Below are 19,420 nucleotides of genomic sequence, written 5' to 3' on the forward strand. Positions count from 1 at the left end.
GTGCTTCGCCCTCCCCAGCGCATCTGCGCGGGATCCGTCGCGGTGGCGGTGGCCTGCCGCTACGCTGGCCTCCAGACGAGTGGATCCGCTGCAGAAGCGGCTCCAGAACTCGGCACCGAACCGCGCGAAGGAGCAACCCGAATGGCACAGAACTCCGTGAACCTCGACGACCTTATGCAGCAGATTCCCCTGGGCGATCTCGCCCAGCGTTTCGGCGTCGACGAGAGCACCATGGGCGCGGCGGTGCAGCAGGCGCTGCCCGGCCTGCTCGGCGGCATGGCCGTCAACGCGCAGGACGCCGAGGGCGCGGGCAAGCTCGAGGCCGCGCTCGGCAAGCACGCTCCCGCGTCCGGCACCATCGACCTCAACGCGATCGACGAAGAGGACGGCGGCAAGATCGTCAACCATGTCCTCGGCGACAAGCAGGGCGAGGTCGCCCAGGCGCTCGGCGCGAACAGCGGCGATTCGACCATCGCGAAGCTCATTCCCGTGCTGCTCCCGCTGCTCGCCCCCATCGTCATGCAGTTCCTCTCGGGCGCGTTCTCGAAGCAGCAGTCGGGCTCGGAATCGGCTTCGAGCTCGGGCGGCGGCATCGGCGATCTGCTGGGCGGCCTGCTCGGGGGTGGATCCGGCGGCGGGCAGTCGTCCGGTGGCGGGCTGGGCGACCTGCTGGGCGGCCTGCTCGGTGGTGGATCCGGCGGGCAGTCGGCCGGCGGTGGGCTGGGCGACCTGCTCGGCGGGCTCTTCGGCGGCAAGAAGTAGTCGCAGCCGCGACCGCAGCCGCAGCTGCCGGGCCCGGACGTCATGTTCCGGGCTCGCGCAGCGGCATCTTCTAGACTGGCGTCGTGGTCAACCCAGACATTCAGGGGCGCACGTATCCGCCCACCGAGCCCTACCAGGTCGGACGCGAGAAGGTGCGCGAGTTCGCTCGTGCCGTCCTCAGCTCGGCCTCGATCCATCACGATCCCGAGGCCGCGCGCGCCGCGGGCTATGCCGACGTGGTCGCTCCGCCGACCTTCGCGGTGGTGGTGCAGGAGAGCACGCTGCAGCAGCTGCTCGCCGACCCCGAGGCGGGGATCGACTTCTCGCGCGTCGTGCACGGCGACCAGCGCTTCAGCTACACCCGGCCCATCGTCGCGGGCGACGAGCTCACCGCGACGCTCACCGTCGCGTCGGTCAAGCAGCTCGGTGGCCACTCGATGGTCACCGCGTCGAGCGAGATCGTCGATGCGGACGGCGCGCACGTCGTGACCGCGCTCTCGACGCTCGTGGTGCGAGGAGGAGACGAATGACCGCCCAGGCCCCGACCTTCGAGTCGCTCACGACCGGCGACGTGTTCAGCGAGGCGACGCTCGAGCTCACCCGCGACCGCCTCGTCCGCTACGCGGGCGCATCGGGCGACTTCAACCCGATCCACTACCGCGACGACGTCGCGCAGTCGGTCGGTCTGCCCGGCGTGCTCGCGCACGGCATGCTGACCATGGGCGCGGCCGCGTCGCCCACGATCGAGCTCCTCGGCGCCGCGGCCAGCGTGGTCGACTACCAGTCGCGCTTCACCCGCCCCATCCCGGTGGACGCCGAAGCCGGCGCCGAGGTCACGGTCACCGCGACCGTCGGCCCCCTCGATGCCGAGGCCCGCACCGCGCGCTTCGACCTCAAGGTGGTCTTCGACGGGCAGACGGTGCTCGGCAAGGCGCAGCTGCTGGTGGCCTTCGCGTGACCGAGACCTCCTCGGGCGGGCACGCGGGCGCCGACCTCGCGGCCGACACGCCCTTCTCCGAGCTGACCACCATGCGGGTCGGGGGGCCGGCGGAGCACCTCATCGAGGCGCGCAGCTCCGACGAGCTGGTGCGCGCCGCGCTGCAGCTGTGGGAGTACGACGACCCGTGGCTGCTGCTCGGCGGCGGCTCGAACACGGTCATGGCCGACGAAGGGTTCGAGGGCACCGCGGTGCTCGTGCGCAACACGGGGATCGAACGCATCGACGCCGAGCCCGGAACGGTGCGCCTGCGCGTGCAGGCCGGACACAACTGGGACGAGCTCGTCGAGACCTGCGTCGAGCACGGCTGGGCCGGAATCGAAGCGCTCTCGGGGATCCCCGGGCTCGCCGGTGCGGCTCCGGTGCAGAACATCGGCGCCTACGGCCAGGAGCTCTCCGACGTGCTCCACTCGATCACCTTCCTCGATCGCGAGATCGGTGAGGTGCTGCGCATCCCCGCCGCGGAGCTCGAGCTCGACTACCGCAGCTCCTCGATCAAGTCCGGCCGCGAGGGCGTAGTGCTCTCCATCGACCTGCTGCTCACCGAGAGCGAAGACACGGCCAACCCGCTGAGCGCCCCCATCGCCTACGGGCAGCTCGCCGACGCGCTCGGTGTCACGGTCGGCGACCGGGTGTCGATCCGCGAACTGCGCCGTTCGGTGCTGCGGCTCCGCGCCTCCAAGGGCATGGTGCTCGACGCAGCCGACCACGACACGTGGAGCGCCGGCTCGTTCTTCACCAACCCGATCATCACCGAGCGATCCGCCCGCGGCCTGCCGACGAACGCGCCCCGGTTCCCGGTCAAGGGCCTCGAACCGGCACCCGCCGTGACCACCTTCGAGGAGCTCGAGGCCGGCGTGCCGCTGCGCGTGCCGCCGACCCCGCAGCCCCCGCAGGTCAAGCTCTCGGCGGCCTGGCTCATCGAGAACGCCGGGATCCCCAAGGGCTTCCGGATCCCGGGCTCCGGCGCGTCCATCTCCGAGAAGCACACCCTCGCGATCACCAACCGCGGAGCGGCCACGGCCGAGGACGTCGCACAGCTCGCGCGCTTCGTGATCCAGCTCGTGCAGTCGGAGTTCGGCGTGATCCTGGTGCCCGAGCCGAACCTCATCGGCATCGAGCTGTAACCCGGGCGCCGTGCGGATCCAGATCGTGGGCCGGGGCCGCATGAGCGCGGCCCTGGCCGCCGCGCTCGCGGCCGACGACCTCGACGTCACCATCGGGGGCCGCGGCGCCGACGGCACCGGGCCCGACGGCTCGCCCGTCGACCTCGTGCTGCTCGCCGTGCCCGACGCCGCCATCGCCGACGCGGCGACGGCCATCCGGCCCGGACCGCTGCTCGGGCACCTCTCCGGCGCGACCGGCCTCGGAACGCTCGGCGCTCGGGACGGCTTCAGCCTGCACCCGCTGCTCACGGTCACGGGAGGCCCGACCGCGGGCGACACCGGCACGAGCGGCGAAGGCACGAGCGGCGAAGACACCGCCTTCGCCGGCGCCTTCGCCGCGATCGACGGGACGAACGAGCACGCCCGCGCCGCCGCGGAGTCGCTCGCCGAGCGTCTCGGCCTGCGCGTCTTCCGGATCGCCGAGCGGGATCGCCCGGCGTATCACGCGGCGGCCTCGGCGGCCGCCAACTTCCTGGTCGTGGTCGAGGGCCTCGCCGAACGGCTGGCCGCCACCGCGGGCGTGCCCCGCGAGGCGCTCGCACCGCTCGCCGAGGCCGCGCTCGCGAACTGGGCCCGAGAGGGCGCCGCGGCGGCCCTCACCGGTCCCGTCGCGCGCGGGGACGACGAGACGGTCGCGCGGCAGCGCGCCGCAGTCGCGGAGCGCGCACCGTCCGACCTCGACCTCTTCGACGCGCTCGTCACGGCGACGCGCGCGCTCGCCGCCCAGCAGAAAGGCTCCCGATGAAGATCGTCCGCACCGTGCAGGACCTGCGCCGCGAACTGGACGAGGCCCGGGCCGACGGGCGCGGCCGTGTCGGCTTCGTGCCGACCATGGGCGCGCTCCACGAGGGGCACCTGTCGCTCGTGCGCGCGGCGCGCGCCGAGAACGACGTCGTGGTGCTGTCGATCTTCGTGAACCCGACCCAGTTCACCGAGGCCGCCGATCTCTCCGGCTACCCACGCCAGGAGGCCGCCGACGCCGCGCTCGCCGAGGGCGCCGGCGTCGACCTGATCTTCGCCCCCGAAGCCTCCGAGGTGTACCCGAGCGGCTTCGCCACGACCGTGCACCTCTCGGGCGCTCTCACCGAGACGCTCGAGGGCGCGGCCCGCGGCGGCGCGCACTTCGACGGTGTGGCCACCGTCGTCGCGAAGCTGCTGCTCGCGGTCGGGGCCGACGCGGCCTACTTCGGGCAGAAGGACGCCCAGCAGGTGCTCGTCGTCACGCGCATGGTCGCCGACCTCGGGATCCCGACCCGGATCGTCGCCTGCCCGACCTCGCGAGACGACGACGGACTCGCCCGGTCGAGCCGCAACGTCCGCCTGAGCGCCGAGGACCGGACGCGCGCGCTCGCGATCCCGCGCGCGCTCGCGGCTGCGGCCGCGGCGGTGAGCGGCGGCGAGGCCTCCGCGGAGGCGGTGCACGGGGTCGCGGCCGCGGTCCTCGCCGACGCCGGGATCGAACCCGAGTACCTCGCGTTCGTGGATCCCGCATCGCTCGAGCCCGTACGTACGATGGACGCACCCGTGCTGTGCGCGATCGCGGCCCGTGTCGGAGAGGTGCGCCTCATCGACAACGCCGTGATCGAGCCGGTCGCTGGAACCGAAGGAGGGGCGGCATGACCCGCATCACCATTCCCGAGCTCGAGGCCAAGAAGGCTGTGGGCGAGCCCATCGTCATGGTCACGGCCTACGACTTCCCGGGCGCCCGGGCCGCCGAGCGCGCCGGCGTCGACATGGTGCTGGTGGGCGACTCGGGCGCGCAGGTCGTGCTCGGACACGACTCCACCGTCTCGGTCACCACCGACGAGATGCTCGTGCTCGCGAAGGCCGTGCGCCGCGGCACCGAGCACGCCTTCATCGTGTGCGACGTCCCGTTCGGATCGACCGAGGTGTCGGACGCGCAGGCCGTCGAGACCGCGATCCGCTTCGCGAAGGAGGCGGGCGCCGACTCGGTCAAGCTCGAGGGCGGATCCGAGGCGAGGCTCAGTCGGATCCGCGCGATCGTCGCGGCGGGGATCCCCGTCGTGGGGCACATCGGCCTCACTCCGCAGACCGCGGTCGCTCTCGGCGGGCTCCGTGCGCAGGGGCGCACCACCGCGAGCGCCGAGCGGCTCGTCGCGGAGGCGCTCGGCGTGCAGGCCGCGGGCGCGTTCTGCCTGGTGATCGAGGCGGTTCCGGCCGAGATCACCGAGCTGCTGCGTTCCGCGCTGCGGATCCCGATCATCGGGATCGGCGCGGGTCGCGTCGACGGTCAGGTGCTCGTGCTGCACGACCTGCTCGGCATCACCGAGGGGCGCACGGCCAAGTTCGTGAAGCGCTTCGGCACCGTCGGCGACGACATGACCGCCGCGCTCTCCGCCTACGCCGCGGAGGTGCGCGCGGGGGAGTTCCCCGGGACCGAGCACCAGTACGCCGCGAGCGACGAGGCCGTCGAGGCCGCCCGCGCGACGCTGGCGGCGCTCACGGACTAGCGGCGGCGTCCGCTCAGACGGCGGCCGCCACCCGATCCAGCGCACCGCGCAGATCGCGGATCAGATCTTCCGCCGACTCGATCCCGACCGACAGGCGCAGCAGGCCCGGCGTGATGCCGAGGCGCTCGTTGATCTCGGGCGCGAAGGTCGAGTGCGTGGAGGTGTGCGGGTGCAGCACCATCGAGCGGGTGTCGCCGATCCCGGTCATGCGCGAGAACAGGCGCAGCCCGTTCACGAACGCCCGGGCGCCGTCGATCCCGCCGCGCACCGTGACGCCGAACACCGATCCCGTGCGACCGTAGCCGTCGGCGTCGAGCCCGTAGTCGCGCGCCGCGAGCGCGTGGAAGCTCGACGACGGCAGGCCGGCGTAGTCGACCGAGAGCACCTCGGGCTGCTGCTCGAGCCAGGCCGCGATCCGGATCGACGAGGCGACGTGGCGCTCCATGCGGAGTGAGAGCGTCTCCATGCCCTGGTGCATGAGGAAGCCGTGCAGCGGCGACAGGGTCGGGCCGATGTCGTTGACGACGGATTCGCGCGCGGCGCGGGCGTAGGCGCCGGCGCCGAAACGGTCGAGCATCGAGGCGACCCCCGGGCGCGACGACCGCGTGATGAGCGGGAAGGATCGTCCGGCCCGCTCGGCGGCCTCCCAGTCGAAGTTGCCGCCGTCGACGATCGCGCCGCCGACCGCCGCTCCGTGCCCGGTGAGGAACTTCGTCGCCGAGTGCACGACGATGTTGGCGCCGTGCTCGAACGGGCGGATGAGCGCCGGGGTGCCGACCGTGTTGTCGACCACGAGCGGCAGGTTGTAGCGCGCCGCGACCGCGGCGATGCGGCGCAGGTCGGTGATGTCGTTGCAGGGGTTCGGCACGGTCTCGGTGTAGATCGCCTTGGTGTTCGGACGGATCGCCCGCTCCCACTCGGCGTCGTCCTCGGCGTCCCAGACGTAGTCGAACTCGATGCCGAAGCGCTTGAAGCTGCGGCCGAACAGGATCCGGGTGCCGCCGTAGACGGACGCCGTCGAGACGATGTGATCGCCCTGCTGGGCGAGCGCGAACAGCGCGGAGGAGATCGCGGCCTGCCCGCTCGACACGGCGACCGAGACGGTGCCGCCCTCGAGCGAGGCGAGACGCTCCTCGGCGACCCAGTTCGAGGGATTGCCCTGGCGGGAGTAGATGGGCGCATGCTCGCTGGGCGAGAAGGCCTCGCCCTCGCCGCGGGGTCCGTCGTCCTCGGCGCGCCAGTGGATGCTGCCGTCGAAGCGGCTCACCTGGTCGTCGAAGTCCTCGAAGAGGTATCCGGCGGAGAGCGCGATCGGCGGGACCCGGAGTCCGTGGTTCTTGTCGGGGTACTCGCCGGCGTGCACCTGGCGCGTATCGAAGTCGAAGCCGTCCCAGTCGTAGATCGGCTGTGCGGTGGCGGTCATTCCGTGGCTCCTTCGCGAACGGGCGGCAGTGCGGCGATGCGGTCGATGGCCGCGCGCAGGGTGTCCGGCGCGCAGGCGAGATTGATGCGCACGTGGCCGGCGCCGCCCGCGCCGAACGCGCGGCCGTTGCTCAGCGCGACCCGGGCCTCCGCGAGGATCCGCGCGTGGGGATCCTCGCCGAGGCCGGCATCGCGGAGGTCGAGCCAGGCGAGATAGCCCGCGCGGGGCACCGTGATGCGCACGCCGGGCAGGCGGTCGGCGACGAGCTGGCGCAGCAGCGCGACGTTCGTCTCGACGGTCTCGACGGCGCGATCGAGCCAGGCGCGGGCGTCGCGGAACGCGGCGATGCTGGCGTGCACGCCGAGGATGCTCGCGCGGGATCCGACCTCGGGCGGCAGCTCATCCAGGAGTACGGCATCGGCAGCGGTCGCGGCGATCACGAGCGAGCACTTGGTCCCCGCGAGGTTCCAGCCCTTGCTCGCCGAGGTCGCCGTGACCGAGCGGGCACCGGCGGCCTCCGCGACGGGTGCGAACGGGGTGAACGCGACGCCGCGGTGCACGAGCGGAGCGTGGATCTCGTCGGAGAGCACGAACACGTCGTGGCGCGCCGCGAGCGCGGCCAGCGCGGCCAGGGTCTCGGCCGCGTGCGCGAGGCCGTGGGGATTGTGCGGGTTGCAGAGCAGGAACGCGTCGACGCCGGTTCCCCCGGCGAACGACGCTTCGATGGCCGCGAGGTCGAGCGTCGCGGTCGGTCCGTCGGCGGAGTCGGAGACCGCCAGAGGCACCTCGACGATCTCGACCCCGAGCTCCTCGAGCATCTCGAAGAAGGAGGGGTAGGCGGGGGTCGCGAGGGCGACCCGGCCGCGCGTGCCCGTCGCGGCACCGCGGCGCGCGCGATCCGCGAGGACGAGCCGGAGCACTTCCACGACGCCGGCGCTCACGTCGGTGGCGAGGTGCACGCGCCCGGGGTCGACGTCCCAGCCCCAGCGGTCGCACGCGAAGTCGGCGAACACCGGGGCGAGCGGGCTCTGCGCCTGTCCGTCTAGGTACCCGAAGTCCGAGGCCGCGACCCGCTCGGCGAGCGCCGAGCGGATCTCGGGGGCGACGGTGTAGTCCATCTCCGCGACGAAGAGCGGCAGCACATCCGCCGGGTAGCGGCTCCATTTCTGGCTGCTGCGCTCCGCGCGCAACGACGCGGGATCGAGCTGCGCGAAGGGGGTGCCGCTGGGGTCGGAGCCGCGCGGGCCGGGGCAGTCGGGGTCGCCGTCGGATGACATGCCCTCATGCTCGCGCACGTAGCCCGGGGCTCCCAAGGCGACGGGTAAGGCGGCGTCATACTGGGAATGCGACGCGGCGGAGTCCGCGCGGAAGGGCGGACACATGCGACGGACACGATTGGGAGCGCGGGACGCGTCGATGCTGGGCCTCGGCATGATGGGACTGGAGCCGCTCGATGACGCGCAGGTCAGAGAACTGTTCGGCACGGCCCGTGAACTCGGGGTCGATGTGTTCGACCATGCCGACATCTACGGCTCCGAGTGGCATGCGTGCGAGCGCCGATTCGGCGAGGCGCTCCGGCTCGCACCGTCCGAGCGCGACGCGATCGTGATCCAGTCGAAGTGCGGGATCCAGCGCGACGTCGGCGGCTTCGACTTCTCGGCCGAGCACATCGTGCGGCAGGTCGAGGGATCCCTGGAAGCGCTGCGCACCGACCGGCTCGACGTGCTCCTGCTGCACCGGCCCGACGCGCTGGTCGAGCCGGAGGAGGTGGCGCGCGCTTTCGCGGAGCTCGAGAGCTCGGGAAAGGTGTGCGCGTTCGGCGTCTCGAACCATACGCCCGCGCAGATCGAGCTGCTGCGGTCCGCGGTGCGTCAGCCCCTCATCGCCGATCAGGTGCAGTTCGGGCTGGGGCACGCGGGGCTCGTGGCGCAGGGCGTCGCCGCGAACATGGAGGGCCTCCCGCAGTCGGAGATGCGCGACGGCGGGCTCGTCGACTGGTCTCGGCTGAACGGGGTGCGGCTGCAGGCCTGGTCGCCGTTCCGCCGCGGTTTCTTCGCCGGGTCGCTGTTCGACCGCGACGCGCCGAAGGCCCTGCGGCAGGCGCTCCAGCGGGTCGCAGATGTGCACGGGCTCACGCCGTCCGGCGTCGCCGCCGCCTGGATCGCGCGGCACCCGGCCGAGATTCAGACGATCGTCGGCACCACCCGGCCCGAGCGGCTGCGCGAGGCCGCGGCGGGCATCGACGTCCGGCTCTCCCGGGCCGAGTGGTACGAACTGCTCGCCGCGGCGGGGTACACGATCCCTTAGGCGCGTCTAGCGCTTGCGCTGCCCCGTGAGCAGGCGCACCGCGCCCGAGACGAGGGCCTCGAGCGGGCCGCGGCGGTGCAGGGCGGCGAGGATCGCGCCGATGAGGATCGCGCCCGCGAGCTGCAGGCCGAAGGCCGGCATACCGATCGAGTACCAGGGCAGCGTGCCCGGGTCGGGAACGTCCTGCAGCATGAGCGCTTCCATCGCCGGCTGCACGAGCAGCGCGGTCGCGACCACGTGCAGCGAGTAGATGGTGAGCGGGGCGGCGCCCGCCGAACGGAACACGTTCAGTGCGAAACCGGGCTCGCGGCGCGAACGCCCGCCGTCGAAGATCGCGACGAGCAGTCCGATCACCAGCAGGGAGATGCCGACGGTGCGCAGGAGGTCGAGCGGCGATCCGGAGTGCGGGGTCGCGACGAGCATCGCCCACGGATCGGCCGAGAACGGGGCGCCGAAGGTCGGCGAGACGAGCATGGTGCGGAACATCTCGGGATCCACGCCCTCGGGCAGCACGAAGCCGAACCGGTCGAGGTGGGCGACGACCCACATCGAGACGCCCTGCGCGGCTGCGGCGACGGCCGCACCGGCGGCGGCCGCGACGAGCGCGGTGCGGCGCAGCGAACCGCGCTCGGTGGCGGCGACGAAGACACGGGCGATGAGGATTCCGACCAGGAGGTACACGACCCACGTGACGGCCGGGTACTCGCCGGTGAGGAACAGGCCGCGGATCGCGCCGGCGGGGTCGCCCGAGAACGACTCGAAGGTGACGGAGCCGCCCTCGTTTACGACGCCGAGCGCGGATCGCGCCATCGCGTTGAGCGGCGGCACCGCGACGGCGAGCACCGCGGCGATCCCCGCGATCGCCCAGGACGGGAGCAGGATCGCGGGCGCCGCGATGATCATCGCGAGGCCGTAGTAGGCGAGGACGACGACGATGGGCACCTGCATCATGCCGAGGAGCATGCCGATGAGCACGAGGATCGCGCCGCGGATCAGGATCCCGGAGATCGCCGCGCCGCGGCGGCCGTCGCGCAGCGGGGCGCGCGACGCGAAGACGAGGCTGAGGCCGCCCAGCACGGCGAACAGGGGCGCCGCGATGCCCGAGGTGAGCGTCTGCGCGACCGATCCCGCGGTCTGCTCGAACGGGCTCAGCCCGGGCAGCATGGCGGAGATCGCGACGAGGTGCGTGGCCATCATGCCGGCGATCGCGAGGAACCGGGCGAGGTCGACGCCGACGTAGCGGACACGGGGTGCGCGGACGACGTCGGAGGCGGATACGGGGACGTGGAGCCGGGCGGGGCCGGTCGGCGTGCTCGTGGACATGCGTCCAGCCTCTCGCGGGCGGCTGGACGCGCGCGTCGGACGAGGGGACCGCGATGGGGTACTCGGGTACCGGGTTCGGCCCGAGCGGCTGCGGCGATCCCGAACCTGCTCCGAATGCCTCTGGCCCCGGCCCTGGAGCTGACAGTACGCTGAGTCCAGGTCAGCCGCCCAGCGGCCTGGGAGGGGGATCCCGATGGACATCGCGCTCTTCATCGCGCAGCTCGTCGTCGTGCTCGGCTGCATCGTCATGGGCACCCGGTCGAGCGGCGTCGGCCTCGGGCTCTGGGGCGGTACGGGCGTGGCGATCCTGGTGTTCGGGTTCCGCCTCGCGCCGGGCTCGCCGCCCGTGGACGCGCTGCTCATCGTGCTGTCGGTCGTGCTCGCCTCGTCGATGATGCAGGCGGCGGGCGGCATCGACTGGATGGTGTCGATCGCGGCGAAGCTCATCTCGCGCAGTCCCAAACAGATCACGCTCGTCGCGCCGCTCGTCTCGTTCCTGTTCTCGGTCGGCGCGGGCACCTCCAACATCCTCTACCCGCTCCTGCCCGTGATCCAGGACCTCTCCTACCGCAACGGGATCCGCCCCTCGCGCCCGCTGTCGCTCTCGGTGGTCGCCACGGGCGTCGCGCTCGCCTGCAGCCCGGTCTCGGCAGCGATGGCCGCCATGGTCACGCTCACCGACACCGCACCCTGGAACTTCGAGCTCATCGACATCCTGAAGGTCACGATCCCCGCCGCGATCGTGGGCATCGTGCTCTCCAGCATCGCGGTGAACCGACTCGGCAAGGACATCGCCGACGACCCCGAGATCCAGTCGAAGATCGCGAAGGGCGAGCTCGAGGCGCCGCACGCCGACGCGCAGGAAGTCAAGGCTGCGGTGACCGTCACCGCGGCAGGGCGCAACGCGGCGCTCGTCTTCCTCCTCGGCGTCGCCGCGATCGTGATCTTCGGTCTCTTCAAGGGGCTGCGTCCGCTCGATGCCGAGGGCGCGGCGATCTCCATGACCCCGGTCATCGAGATCGTCATGTTCGTGGTCGGCACCCTGATCCTGCTCGTGTCGCGCCCGAAGGTCGCCGAGATCCCCACCATGACGGTGTTCAAGGCCGGAATGGTGTCGGCGATCGCGCTGTTCGGCCTGGCCTGGCTCACCGACACCTTCCTCGGCGCGCACACGAAGCTCATCGCCGAGGGCGTCGGCGGACTCGTCACCGCGGCGCCGTGGGTCTTCGCGCTCGGCGTGTTCCTCGTCTGCGTGCTCACCACGAGCCAGTCGACGGCGACGCGCACGATCGTGCCGATCGGCCTCGCCGCCGGGATCCCGCTCGGGCTGCTCTCGGGCATGTGGGCCGGCGCGTTCGCCGGGATCTACCTGCTGCCCACCAACGGATCGCAGATCGCGGCGGCGAACTTCGACGTCTCGGGCAGCACCAAGCTCGGCACGAAGCTCGTCGACCACGCGTTCTTCCTGCCGACGCTGATCCTCGCGGTCACGACGATCGCCGCGGGCGCGCTGTTCGGGGCGCTCTGGGGCGGGTAGGCGGCCGAGCCGCGGGGCGCCTAATCGCGGGCGCGGAACGCGTCCCAGGCGCGCTTGCAAGCGCGCGCCAGCGCATCGACCCGGGCCGGATCCTCGTCGATCCAGCCGGTGCCGGGCTCGTGCAGTTCGGCCGTCGCCGCCGGGCCGAGCAGGTACTCGCGCAGGAACTCGGCCTGCACCGCTCCGAGCCGCAGCTCGGCCGCCTCGGCGACCGCCGCCACTTCGCGGAACTGCGCTCCCGCGGCCAGGATCTCCTGGCTGCCGAGGTACGGCTGGTTGAGCGCGACGGCGTCGGACCGTTCGACCGCGAAGCCCGCGCGATGGGCGTCGGCGAGCGCGCGCAGCGCGTCGCCCGGCATGGTGGGCGGATCCGCGGGCCCGGCCGCCTCGCGCGGCTCGCCGAGCGCATCGCCGCGGTTCGACAGCGCCACGACGTCGGGCAGGCGATCCCGCTCGGCGCGCGGCACGTTCACCGCGCCGTCGCGGGTGGTCGTGGTGTTCATGGTGTCGTGGAACGAGAGCCGCGTGAACGTACCGCCGCGCGCGAGCTTCATCGTGAGGAACTGCTCGGTGAGACGGTCCCGCGTCGCCTCGTAGACCCCGAGCCCCTGCTCGGCGGTGCGCGCGAAGGCATCGACGAGGCGGGCGATCCCGGCCTCGGTACCGGGGATCTCGAGGATCGGGAAGAACGAGAACGTGACCGGGCGGATCGCGTCGACGCCCGTGAGATCGACGCGCTGCCAGGGCCCGGCCGCGCGCACCCGCTCGACGGCCTGCGCGAGGGTGCCCCGCACATCGTCGGGCTTCGGGCGGTTGGGATCGCGGATCAACCGCGGGTGCGGGTTGATGACCGCGACGATCCGCGGATCGATCTCGGCCCAGCGGCGCACCACCGCGGCGGTCGCGACGTCGCTGAAGTCGTACTGCAGGCGCTTCGTGAGCGCGGGGGAGAGGAACTCCGCGATCTCCTCGGGGATCGCGGCGCCCGAGTGGGGTGTACTGACCAGCAGATCGGCCTGCCGGATCGCGTCCTCGAGGCTGCGCGAACCGTCGGCGCCGCCGACGAAGTGGGTGATCTGTTCGGGCGTGAAGACCGTGCCGGATGGGATGAGGTCGAGATCGGCGTCGCTCATGGCCTCAGCGTAGCCCGGCTCGTCTAGGAACGCCCGCGATTCTTCCGGCGGATCTTGCGCTCCGGCTTCTCGCCGACGTACGAGGCCGCCGAGTCGACCAGGAACCCCTGGCGCAGCGCCTCCCGGCCGATGAGCATGCGGAACACCATCTCGTCCCGGCTCGTCAGCGTCACCTCGGCGGGCACGCGGCGCCCCACCAGCTCGATGTCCATGAGCACGACGATGCGATCCTGGGAGTGGCCCGACGAGCTCCGCACGGTGCGGCGATCGTGCACCGGGAGCTCCACCCGGACGGCGTCCTCCTCCGAGTTCTGCCAGGGATGCACTTCGAAGCGGACCCACGCCACGCCGTCGCGCTCGAACTCCTCGAGCTCGGCCGCGTGCAGCGCGGAGGTCTGCGCGCCCGAGTCGATCTTCGCCTTGATCCAGGGAACTCCCGCCGCGGGCAGGCGAACCCATTCACGCCAGCCCGTCAGGGTGCTTGAATGGTGGGGTTCGATCACGCACCTATCTTGGCAGGAAACCACGTGAAACTCGCGATTCTCTCGCGCGCCCCTCAGGCGTATTCCACGCAACGACTCCGCGCGGCCGCCGAGCAGCGCGGTCACACCCCCAAGGTGCTCAATACGCTGCGCTTCGCGATCGACCTCACGAGCGACGAGCCCGACCTGCAGTACCGGGGCAAGCAGCTGAGCGACTACGACGCGATCCTGCCGCGCATCGGCAACTCGATCACCTACTTCGGAACCGCCGTGGTGCGGCAGTTCGAGCAGATGGACGTGTACACGCCCAACACCTCGAACGGGATCGCGAACGCGCGCGACAAGCTGCGCGCGATCCAGATCCTGTCGCGGCACAACATCGACATGCCCGCGACCGCGTTCGTGCGCAACCGCGCCGACGTGCGTCCCGCGATCGAGAGCGTCGGCGGCGCGCCGGTCGTCATCAAGCTGCTCGAGGGGACCCAGGGCATCGGCGTGATCCTCGCGCCGCAGGTGAAGGTGGCGGAGGCCATCATCGAGACCCTGCACTCGACGCGCCAGAACGTGCTGATCCAGCGTTTCGTCTCGGAGAGCCGCGGACGCGACATCCGCGCGCTCGTGGTCGGCGACCGGGTGGTCGCCGCGATGCGGCGCAGCGCCGCGGGCGACGAGTTCCGCTCGAACGTGCACCGCGGCGGCACGGTCGAGGCCGTGCAGCTCGACGCGGCCTACGAGCAGACCGCGGTGCGCGCGGCGCAGATCATGGGGCTGCGCGTCGCCGGCGTCGACATGCTCGAGGGCGACGAGGGGCCGCTCGTCATGGAGGTCAACTCCTCGCCGGGCCTCCAGGGCATCGAGGCCGCCACCGGGCTCGACGTCGCGGGCGCGATCATCGACTACATCGCCGGGCAGGTGAACTTCCCCGAGATCGACGTGCGTCAGCGGCTCTCGGTGTCGACCGGCTACGGCGTCGCCGAGCTCCTCATCCACTCGGGGGCGGAGCAGGTCGGCAAGACCCTCGGCGATCTGGGCCTGTGGGATCGCGACATCACGGCGCTCACGCTCCACCGCGGCGTGCAGGTGATCCCGAACCCTCGCAAGCACCAGGTGCTCGAGGCGGAGGATCGCCTGCTGTGCTTCGGCAAGCTGGAGGAGATGCGCAGCATGATCCCCGAGCGCCGGCGGCGGCGTGCGCGCGTGCGCAAGCTGTCGAAGGAGGCGCAGGAGCTCGCCGAGGGGCAGTAGGGGCCTCGGCGGCTCGGCGGTCCTGGTGGCTTCGGCGGCTCGGGCTGCTTTGGCCGCTCGAGTTATGCACAGGGCGCAGACGCGCCTGGCCTGAGCCGGGGGAGCGTTCATAGCTTGGATTCACCGCAGCGGCGATCGCCGCTGTTCCGGATCCGAGCCGCAGGAGGCCCCGTGCAGTCCATTCGTCCCACCATCGGCAGCGCCTCGTGCGCCCTGACCGCCGCGATCGCACTCGTGGCCGCACTGCTCGCATTCGGGCCGGCCGCCCGGGCCGCAGCAGCGGGTGCGGCGCCCGCGCCCGCCGTCACGGTCGCCGCAGATCAGCAGGTCCGCCTCACCGGCCCCTGGGTGATGCGGCACGCGACGAGCGACTACCCGATCCAGCGCGGAGCCCAGCGCATCGCCTTCGTCAACGGTGGCACGCCCGAGCAGGCGATCACCGCGGAGTTCCCCGGGGTCGGCAGGCACGGGCCGATCACCTCCGGGTCGGAATGCCTCACGCTCCTGCCGACGAACCACGTCGGGTTCACCGAGTGCAGCGGTGCAGCCGATCAGGTCTTCGCGCTCGTGCCGCAGCAGTTCGACTCGCACGCGGGTGCGCGCATCGTGTCGGCGCTCCGACCGGGCGACTCGCTGCAGCTCTACGGCGTCTGGAAGATGGAATCCGACGCGTGGTCGACGGGCGGCGCGTCCTCCGAAGCCGTCGAACTGCTCGACACTCGGCTGCTGGCCGAGGCGAGCGGCGAGGCGTCGCTGCGTATCGAGGGGCCAGTCTCGGGCGAGACCGTCGACACCGCGACTCCCGTCGTGTTCGGGGCCGCCGAGCCGGGCGCCACGGTCATCCTGACCGGCTCCGACGGAACGGAACTCGGTCGGGCCGTCGCCGGGGCGGACGGTGCCTGGGCGGTGGAACTCCCAGAACTTCCCGACGGCGCGCACACCGTGACCGCACGGGCCGAGGGCGGCACCGGCGAATCGGTGTCGTTCTTCGTCGCGACGGAATCGGCCGAGACACCGGCGCAGGCGGGAGCCTTCGCGGGGGTCCTGCTGGCGCTCACCGCTGCAGGGCTACAGGGCGTGCGGCGGCTGCGGCGGGTGCGCGGTCTCGCTCGTGCGGCCGGTTAGCCCTTGTGCGCCAGCAGCTGGAACTCGACGAATCCCTTGGGCTCCACCTTCACGAATCCGAGGCTGGGCGCTTCGACGCCGTAGTCGGCGAACGTGATCGGGATCTGCCCGGCGATCTGGGTCTGCGAACTGTCCGAGCGCACCTCGACCTCGAACGTGACCGACCGCGTCTTGCCCGCGAGCGTCAGGTCGCCCGTCACCGACTGCTTCACGGTTTCGCCGGCCTTCGGGGCGGCTGCCGGCTTCGCCGCTTTCGTCAGCACGAAGGTGGCCTTCGGGAACCGATCGGTGCGCAGCGCCGTCGAGCGGAAGTAGTCGTCGCGATTCTGGCTGTCGGTCGCGATCGACGCCACATCGACCGAGAGATCCGCCTTCGTGAGCGTCAGATCCTGTACCGTCAACGACCCCGTCACCTCGGAGGTTCTGCCGGTCACGGTCACGTCGGTGCCGTTCAGTACCTCGTTCACCCGGTACCCCGCCTCCGAACCGGAGCCCACGGACCAGACACCATCGACATCCGCCGCCGAGAGACGGCCGGTCGGGGTGCTGCTGAGCGTGCCGGGGCCCGCCGAGATGGTCGGCACGGCGTCCGCCGGCTTCGCGATCACGTCGCGGTACACGATCGGCCCTGCGATCGCCACAGCACCACCGATCAGCACCAACGCGACGGCGGAGCCGATCAGCACCTTGGTCCGTCGTCTCATGCGCCAGCCCTTCGCAGAATCCTTCGAGAAACAAAAAGTCGACGGCGACGCCTCCACCGCACCTGCGGTGAATACGACCCCGTAACAACTACTCTCACGTGAAAACCCATGGGCAGGCTGGGAGCCCGCTCCACAAGCGGAGAGAAACGAGCGCGATGCGACAGCCGTAAACTTGAGCGGTGAGCAGCAGCGCCTTCGAGATCCGTCCCATCCGCCCCGAAGAACACACCGCGGAAGCCGATCTGTTGCACCGGGCGTACGCCGCCGGCCCCTACGCCGCCGACCTCGACGGCAACGAAGCGTGGCTCGCCACCGAGCGCGACACCGCCGGACGCGACGCCGCCGGGCGCGTGCTCGTCGCCGTTCGCACCGAGGCCCCCGGCGAAGTGGTCGGTGCGGTCAGCGTGCTCCGCGGCGGAGGCGCCTACACCAAACTCGCGGCACCGGGCGAAGCCGAACTCCGTCTCGTCGCCGTCGACCCGGCGGCGCAGGGCTCAGGACTCGGCGCCGCGCTCACCCGCGCCGGCACCGAGCTCGCCCTGCGGTGGGGCGTCGACGCGATCCGTCTCGACACCGGCGAACGCAACCCCGCCCAGCACCTCTACGCGAAACTCGGCTACGAGCGCACCCCCGAACGCGACACGAGCCTCGCGGACGGCGGATACGGAGGATCCCTCACCTACGCCTACCCCCTAGGCGGCGACGCCGCGGGCCCGATCGATACGAGCGTGCGGGTGCGCGAGATCCGGAGCACCGACGTCGAAGCGGTCAGCGCGCTCGTGCTCGCCGCATACCGGGACACCTACGAGGGGCTCGACTCGGGCTACCTGAACGAGATCGCGGACGTCGCCGGACGCATGCGCGACGGCATCGTGTGGGTCGCCGAGGACCGCGACAGCGGCGAACTGCTCGGCACGATCACGACGCCCCGCCCCGGGAAGACGCTCAGCGACGTCGCGCGCCCCGGCGAGCTCGACATCCGCCTCCTCGGTGTCGGCGCCGCGGCCCGCGGACGCGGCATCGGCGAACGGCTCACCCGGCTCGGCATCACCCTGGCCCGACTCCGCGGCAACAGTCGGCTCGTGCTCAACACCGGCCTGATGATGGAACCCGCCTGGAGGCTCTACGAGCGCCTCGGCTTCGAGCGCCTCGTCGACCGAGAGCGCCAGTTCACCCGACCCGACGGCACCGTGGTGCACCTGCTCGCCTACGGATACGACGTCTAGATCCCGGGGCTGAAACTCGGACGGGGTTCGGCCTCGCCTCTGGCTTGGGCCTGGGTCGGGACTCGGGGGCGTCGGGAGGGGAGGCCCCCGAGCGTGTGTGCGCTCGCCGCAGGTCGTCGAGTGGCGTCAAACTCCTGGATTGCGCGCTGATTCGATGAGTTTGCCGCCTCTCGGCGAAGGGGGCCGGAGAGGGAGCCCGAACCCGCCCTATTCGCCCGGCCCGAACAGCGCCTCGACCGCGGCCCGCGCCTCCGGTGCGCGTCCGGCGCGGCCCAGCTGGCGCACCCGCACGGTGGGCTGGTGCATGAGGCGTCCCGCGAAGTGCCGGAGTGCGGCAGCGACGTCCGGGTCGCCCGAGCGCGCGATCTCGTCCTCCAGGATCCCGTGCACGTGCCCGCGCAACGTCACGAGGGCGGGTACCGCGTCGAGCTCGGCGCGGTCGGCCGCGAACTCGGCGGCGGCGTCGGCGACGATCTCGCGCGCCTCCGCTTCGGCGCTGAGCTCGGCGATGGGGGCGTGCTTCGCGACGGTCTCGAGGTCCAGCAGTTCGACGCCCGGCACGGTGGCCGAAGCGGGGTCGATGTTGCGGGGCACGCCGAGGTCGATGAGGAGACGGGGGCGCGGCCGGTCGGCGTTCGACACCGCGCCGCCCGCGAGCGCGTGGCAGAACGGCGCGCGCGACGGTGCGACGGTGCGGGCGAAGCGCTCTCGGTCGAGCAGCGGATCCTGCGCGTGGCTGCACGCGATCACGAGGTCGGCTCGCTCCAGCTCGAGTTCGAGCGCCTCGTGCGGGATCGCCCGCACCCCGTGCGACGCGGCGAACTGCTGGGCCCGGCCCGAGGGGGAGTAGACCCCGATGCGTTCGGCGCCGCGCGCGCGGAGCGCGGCGAGGCTGGCGCCCGCGTAGGCGCCGGTACCGACGAGCACGATACGGGTGCCGCGCCAGTCGCCGATGCGGCTCTCCGCCATGCGCAGGGCGAGGCGGACGAGCGAGCGGCCCTTCGACTGGATCCCGGTGCGGTGCTTGATCGCCTTCGAGACGCCGGTGGCGCGCTGGAAGAGGCGTTCGAGCTCGGTCGTGACGGTGCCCGCGGTGCGAGCCCGGTCGAGCGCGCGGCGCACCTGGCCGGCGATCTCGCCCTCGCCGACGACGGCCGATTCGAGGCCGCCGGCGACGGCGAACAGGTGCTCGGGCACCTCGCTGCCGGCGTGCACGGCGCTCGCGTCCGCGAAGCGCTCGGCGGGCAGCTCCGCGGCCTCGGCGAGGCTGCGGAGCACCGCGTCGCGGTCGAGCACGGGGGAGTCGAGGTAGGCCTCGAAGCGGTTGCACGTGGCCACCACGACGGCTCCCGTGGCGAATGCGGGATCGGTCAGCCGCGCCGTGAGGTCGTCGGCGCGTCGCTCGATGTGTTCGAGCAGTTCGAGGTCGGCCCGGTGGTGGTCGACGGATACGCAGAGCAGGCTCATCAGGCTGGAACTCCGCGGAATCGTGCGGAATCCCGGTGCCTGAGAGCAAGCT

19 protein-coding genes are annotated in these 19,420 nt (G+C 72.1%); 12 read left to right on the forward strand and 7 right to left on the reverse strand.

The annotated features are described in order from the left end of the window. Positions 1 to 141 precede the first annotated feature (141 nt). From ABD169_RS04210 to panB, 7 genes are all read left to right on the forward strand, one after another. Positions 142 to 762 carry a DUF937 domain-containing protein gene (locus ABD169_RS04210; RefSeq protein WP_344029703.1) on the forward strand — a complete coding sequence of 207 codons (621 nt, stop codon included), beginning with the start codon at positions 142 to 144 and terminating at the stop codon, positions 760 to 762. Positions 763 to 845: 83 nt separating this feature from the next. Continuing rightward, on the forward strand, positions 846 to 1,292 hold the full coding sequence (locus tag ABD169_RS04215) for an FAS1-like dehydratase domain-containing protein (RefSeq protein ID WP_344029705.1): 447 nt from the start codon (positions 846 to 848) through the stop codon (positions 1,290 to 1,292). Beyond that, a complete protein-coding gene (locus tag ABD169_RS04220) occupies positions 1,289 to 1,720 on the forward strand; it encodes a MaoC/PaaZ C-terminal domain-containing protein (protein WP_344029708.1) in 432 nt (143 codons plus the stop codon). Before ABD169_RS04215 ends, ABD169_RS04220 begins: the two co-directional genes overlap by 4 nt. Then, entirely contained in the window at positions 1,717 to 2,886 is a 1,170-nt protein-coding gene (locus ABD169_RS04225) for a UDP-N-acetylmuramate dehydrogenase (RefSeq protein WP_084821155.1), read from the forward strand. Before ABD169_RS04220 ends, ABD169_RS04225 begins: the two co-directional genes overlap by 4 nt. Positions 2,887 to 2,896: 10 nt before the next feature. Then, the gene (locus ABD169_RS04230; protein ID WP_344029712.1) at positions 2,897 to 3,670 is read left to right on the forward strand and encodes a DUF2520 domain-containing protein; all 774 of its coding nucleotides are present in this window, start codon (positions 2,897 to 2,899) and stop codon (positions 3,668 to 3,670) included. Then, positions 3,667 to 4,545, forward strand: coding sequence for a pantoate--beta-alanine ligase (gene panC / locus ABD169_RS04235; RefSeq protein ID WP_344029715.1), 879 nt, complete (start codon positions 3,667 to 3,669; stop codon positions 4,543 to 4,545). The genes ABD169_RS04230 and panC overlap by 4 nt, the downstream gene beginning before the upstream one ends. Then, the gene (panB, locus tag ABD169_RS04240; RefSeq protein WP_344029717.1) at positions 4,542 to 5,396 is read left to right on the forward strand and encodes a 3-methyl-2-oxobutanoate hydroxymethyltransferase; all 855 of its coding nucleotides are present in this window, start codon (positions 4,542 to 4,544) and stop codon (positions 5,394 to 5,396) included. The genes panC and panB overlap by 4 nt, the downstream gene beginning before the upstream one ends. A 13-nt stretch (positions 5,397 to 5,409) precedes the next feature. On the opposite strand, the gene ABD169_RS04245 is transcribed toward panB, so the two are convergent. Continuing rightward, a complete protein-coding gene (locus tag ABD169_RS04245; protein WP_344029720.1) occupies positions 5,410 to 6,819 on the reverse strand; it encodes an O-acetylhomoserine aminocarboxypropyltransferase/cysteine synthase family protein in 1,410 nt (469 codons plus the stop codon). Continuing rightward, complete coding sequence (locus ABD169_RS04250; RefSeq protein WP_344029723.1) at positions 6,816 to 8,096, reverse strand: MalY/PatB family protein; 1,281 nt, start codon at positions 8,094 to 8,096, stop codon at positions 6,816 to 6,818. Before ABD169_RS04250 ends, ABD169_RS04245 begins: the two co-directional genes overlap by 4 nt. Positions 8,097 to 8,199: 103 nt before the next feature. Here ABD169_RS04250 and ABD169_RS04255 point away from each other — a divergent pair, with 103 nt between their 5' ends. After that, entirely contained in the window at positions 8,200 to 9,126 is a 927-nt protein-coding gene (locus ABD169_RS04255; protein WP_344029726.1) for an aldo/keto reductase, read from the forward strand. Positions 9,127 to 9,132: 6 nt separating this feature from the next. On the opposite strand, the gene ABD169_RS04260 is transcribed toward ABD169_RS04255, so the two are convergent. Beyond that, positions 9,133 to 10,449 (reverse strand): heparan-alpha-glucosaminide N-acetyltransferase domain-containing protein, encoded by a 1,317-nt coding sequence (locus ABD169_RS04260; protein ID WP_344029728.1) that lies wholly within the window; start codon positions 10,447 to 10,449, stop codon positions 9,133 to 9,135. Positions 10,450 to 10,642: 193 nt separating this feature from the next. On the opposite strand from ABD169_RS04260, the gene ABD169_RS04265 reads away from it, so the two are divergent. After that, the gene (locus ABD169_RS04265) at positions 10,643 to 11,986 is read left to right on the forward strand and encodes an anaerobic C4-dicarboxylate transporter (RefSeq protein WP_344029731.1); all 1,344 of its coding nucleotides are present in this window, start codon (positions 10,643 to 10,645) and stop codon (positions 11,984 to 11,986) included. A 20-nt stretch (positions 11,987 to 12,006) separates the two neighbouring features. On the opposite strand, the gene ABD169_RS04270 is transcribed toward ABD169_RS04265, so the two are convergent. Continuing rightward, positions 12,007 to 13,119 carry an N-formylglutamate amidohydrolase gene (locus ABD169_RS04270; protein ID WP_344029734.1) on the reverse strand — a complete coding sequence of 371 codons (1,113 nt, stop codon included), beginning with the start codon at positions 13,117 to 13,119 and terminating at the stop codon, positions 12,007 to 12,009. 23 nt (positions 13,120 to 13,142) lie between these two features. Next, complete coding sequence (locus ABD169_RS04275; RefSeq protein WP_344029736.1) at positions 13,143 to 13,622, reverse strand: ATP-dependent zinc protease family protein; 480 nt, start codon at positions 13,620 to 13,622, stop codon at positions 13,143 to 13,145. 24 nt (positions 13,623 to 13,646) lie between these two features. On the opposite strand from ABD169_RS04275, the gene ABD169_RS04280 reads away from it, so the two are divergent. Both ABD169_RS04280 and ABD169_RS04285 read left to right on the forward strand, forming a co-directional pair. Then, complete coding sequence (locus tag ABD169_RS04280; protein ID WP_046456056.1) at positions 13,647 to 14,846, forward strand: RimK family alpha-L-glutamate ligase; 1,200 nt, start codon at positions 13,647 to 13,649, stop codon at positions 14,844 to 14,846. Positions 14,847 to 15,017: 171 nt separating this feature from the next. Next, positions 15,018 to 15,971, forward strand: coding sequence for an Ig-like domain-containing protein (locus ABD169_RS04285; RefSeq protein ID WP_344029740.1), 954 nt, complete (start codon positions 15,018 to 15,020; stop codon positions 15,969 to 15,971). Here ABD169_RS04285 and ABD169_RS04290 read toward each other — a convergent pair. Then, positions 15,968 to 16,675 (reverse strand): YceI family protein, encoded by a 708-nt coding sequence (locus tag ABD169_RS04290; RefSeq protein ID WP_344029743.1) that lies wholly within the window; start codon positions 16,673 to 16,675, stop codon positions 15,968 to 15,970. The genes ABD169_RS04285 and ABD169_RS04290 overlap by 4 nt on opposite strands. Before the next feature lie 179 nt (positions 16,676 to 16,854). Here ABD169_RS04290 and ABD169_RS04295 point away from each other — a divergent pair, with 179 nt between their 5' ends. Then, positions 16,855 to 17,901: a GNAT family N-acetyltransferase gene (locus ABD169_RS04295; RefSeq protein ID WP_344029747.1), complete on the forward strand. Its 1,047-nt coding sequence runs from the start codon at positions 16,855 to 16,857 to the stop codon at positions 17,899 to 17,901. Between the two features lie 207 nt (positions 17,902 to 18,108). Here ABD169_RS04295 and ABD169_RS04300 read toward each other — a convergent pair whose 3' ends face one another. Beyond that, positions 18,109 to 19,368: a glutamyl-tRNA reductase gene (locus tag ABD169_RS04300; RefSeq protein WP_046456053.1), complete on the reverse strand. Its 1,260-nt coding sequence runs from the start codon at positions 19,366 to 19,368 to the stop codon at positions 18,109 to 18,111. Positions 19,369 to 19,420: the final 52 nt, after the last annotated feature.

The sequence above is a fragment of the Leucobacter iarius genome, from assembly GCF_039530105.1.
GTDB classification, from domain to species: domain Bacteria; phylum Actinomycetota; class Actinomycetes; order Actinomycetales; family Microbacteriaceae; genus Leucobacter; species Leucobacter iarius.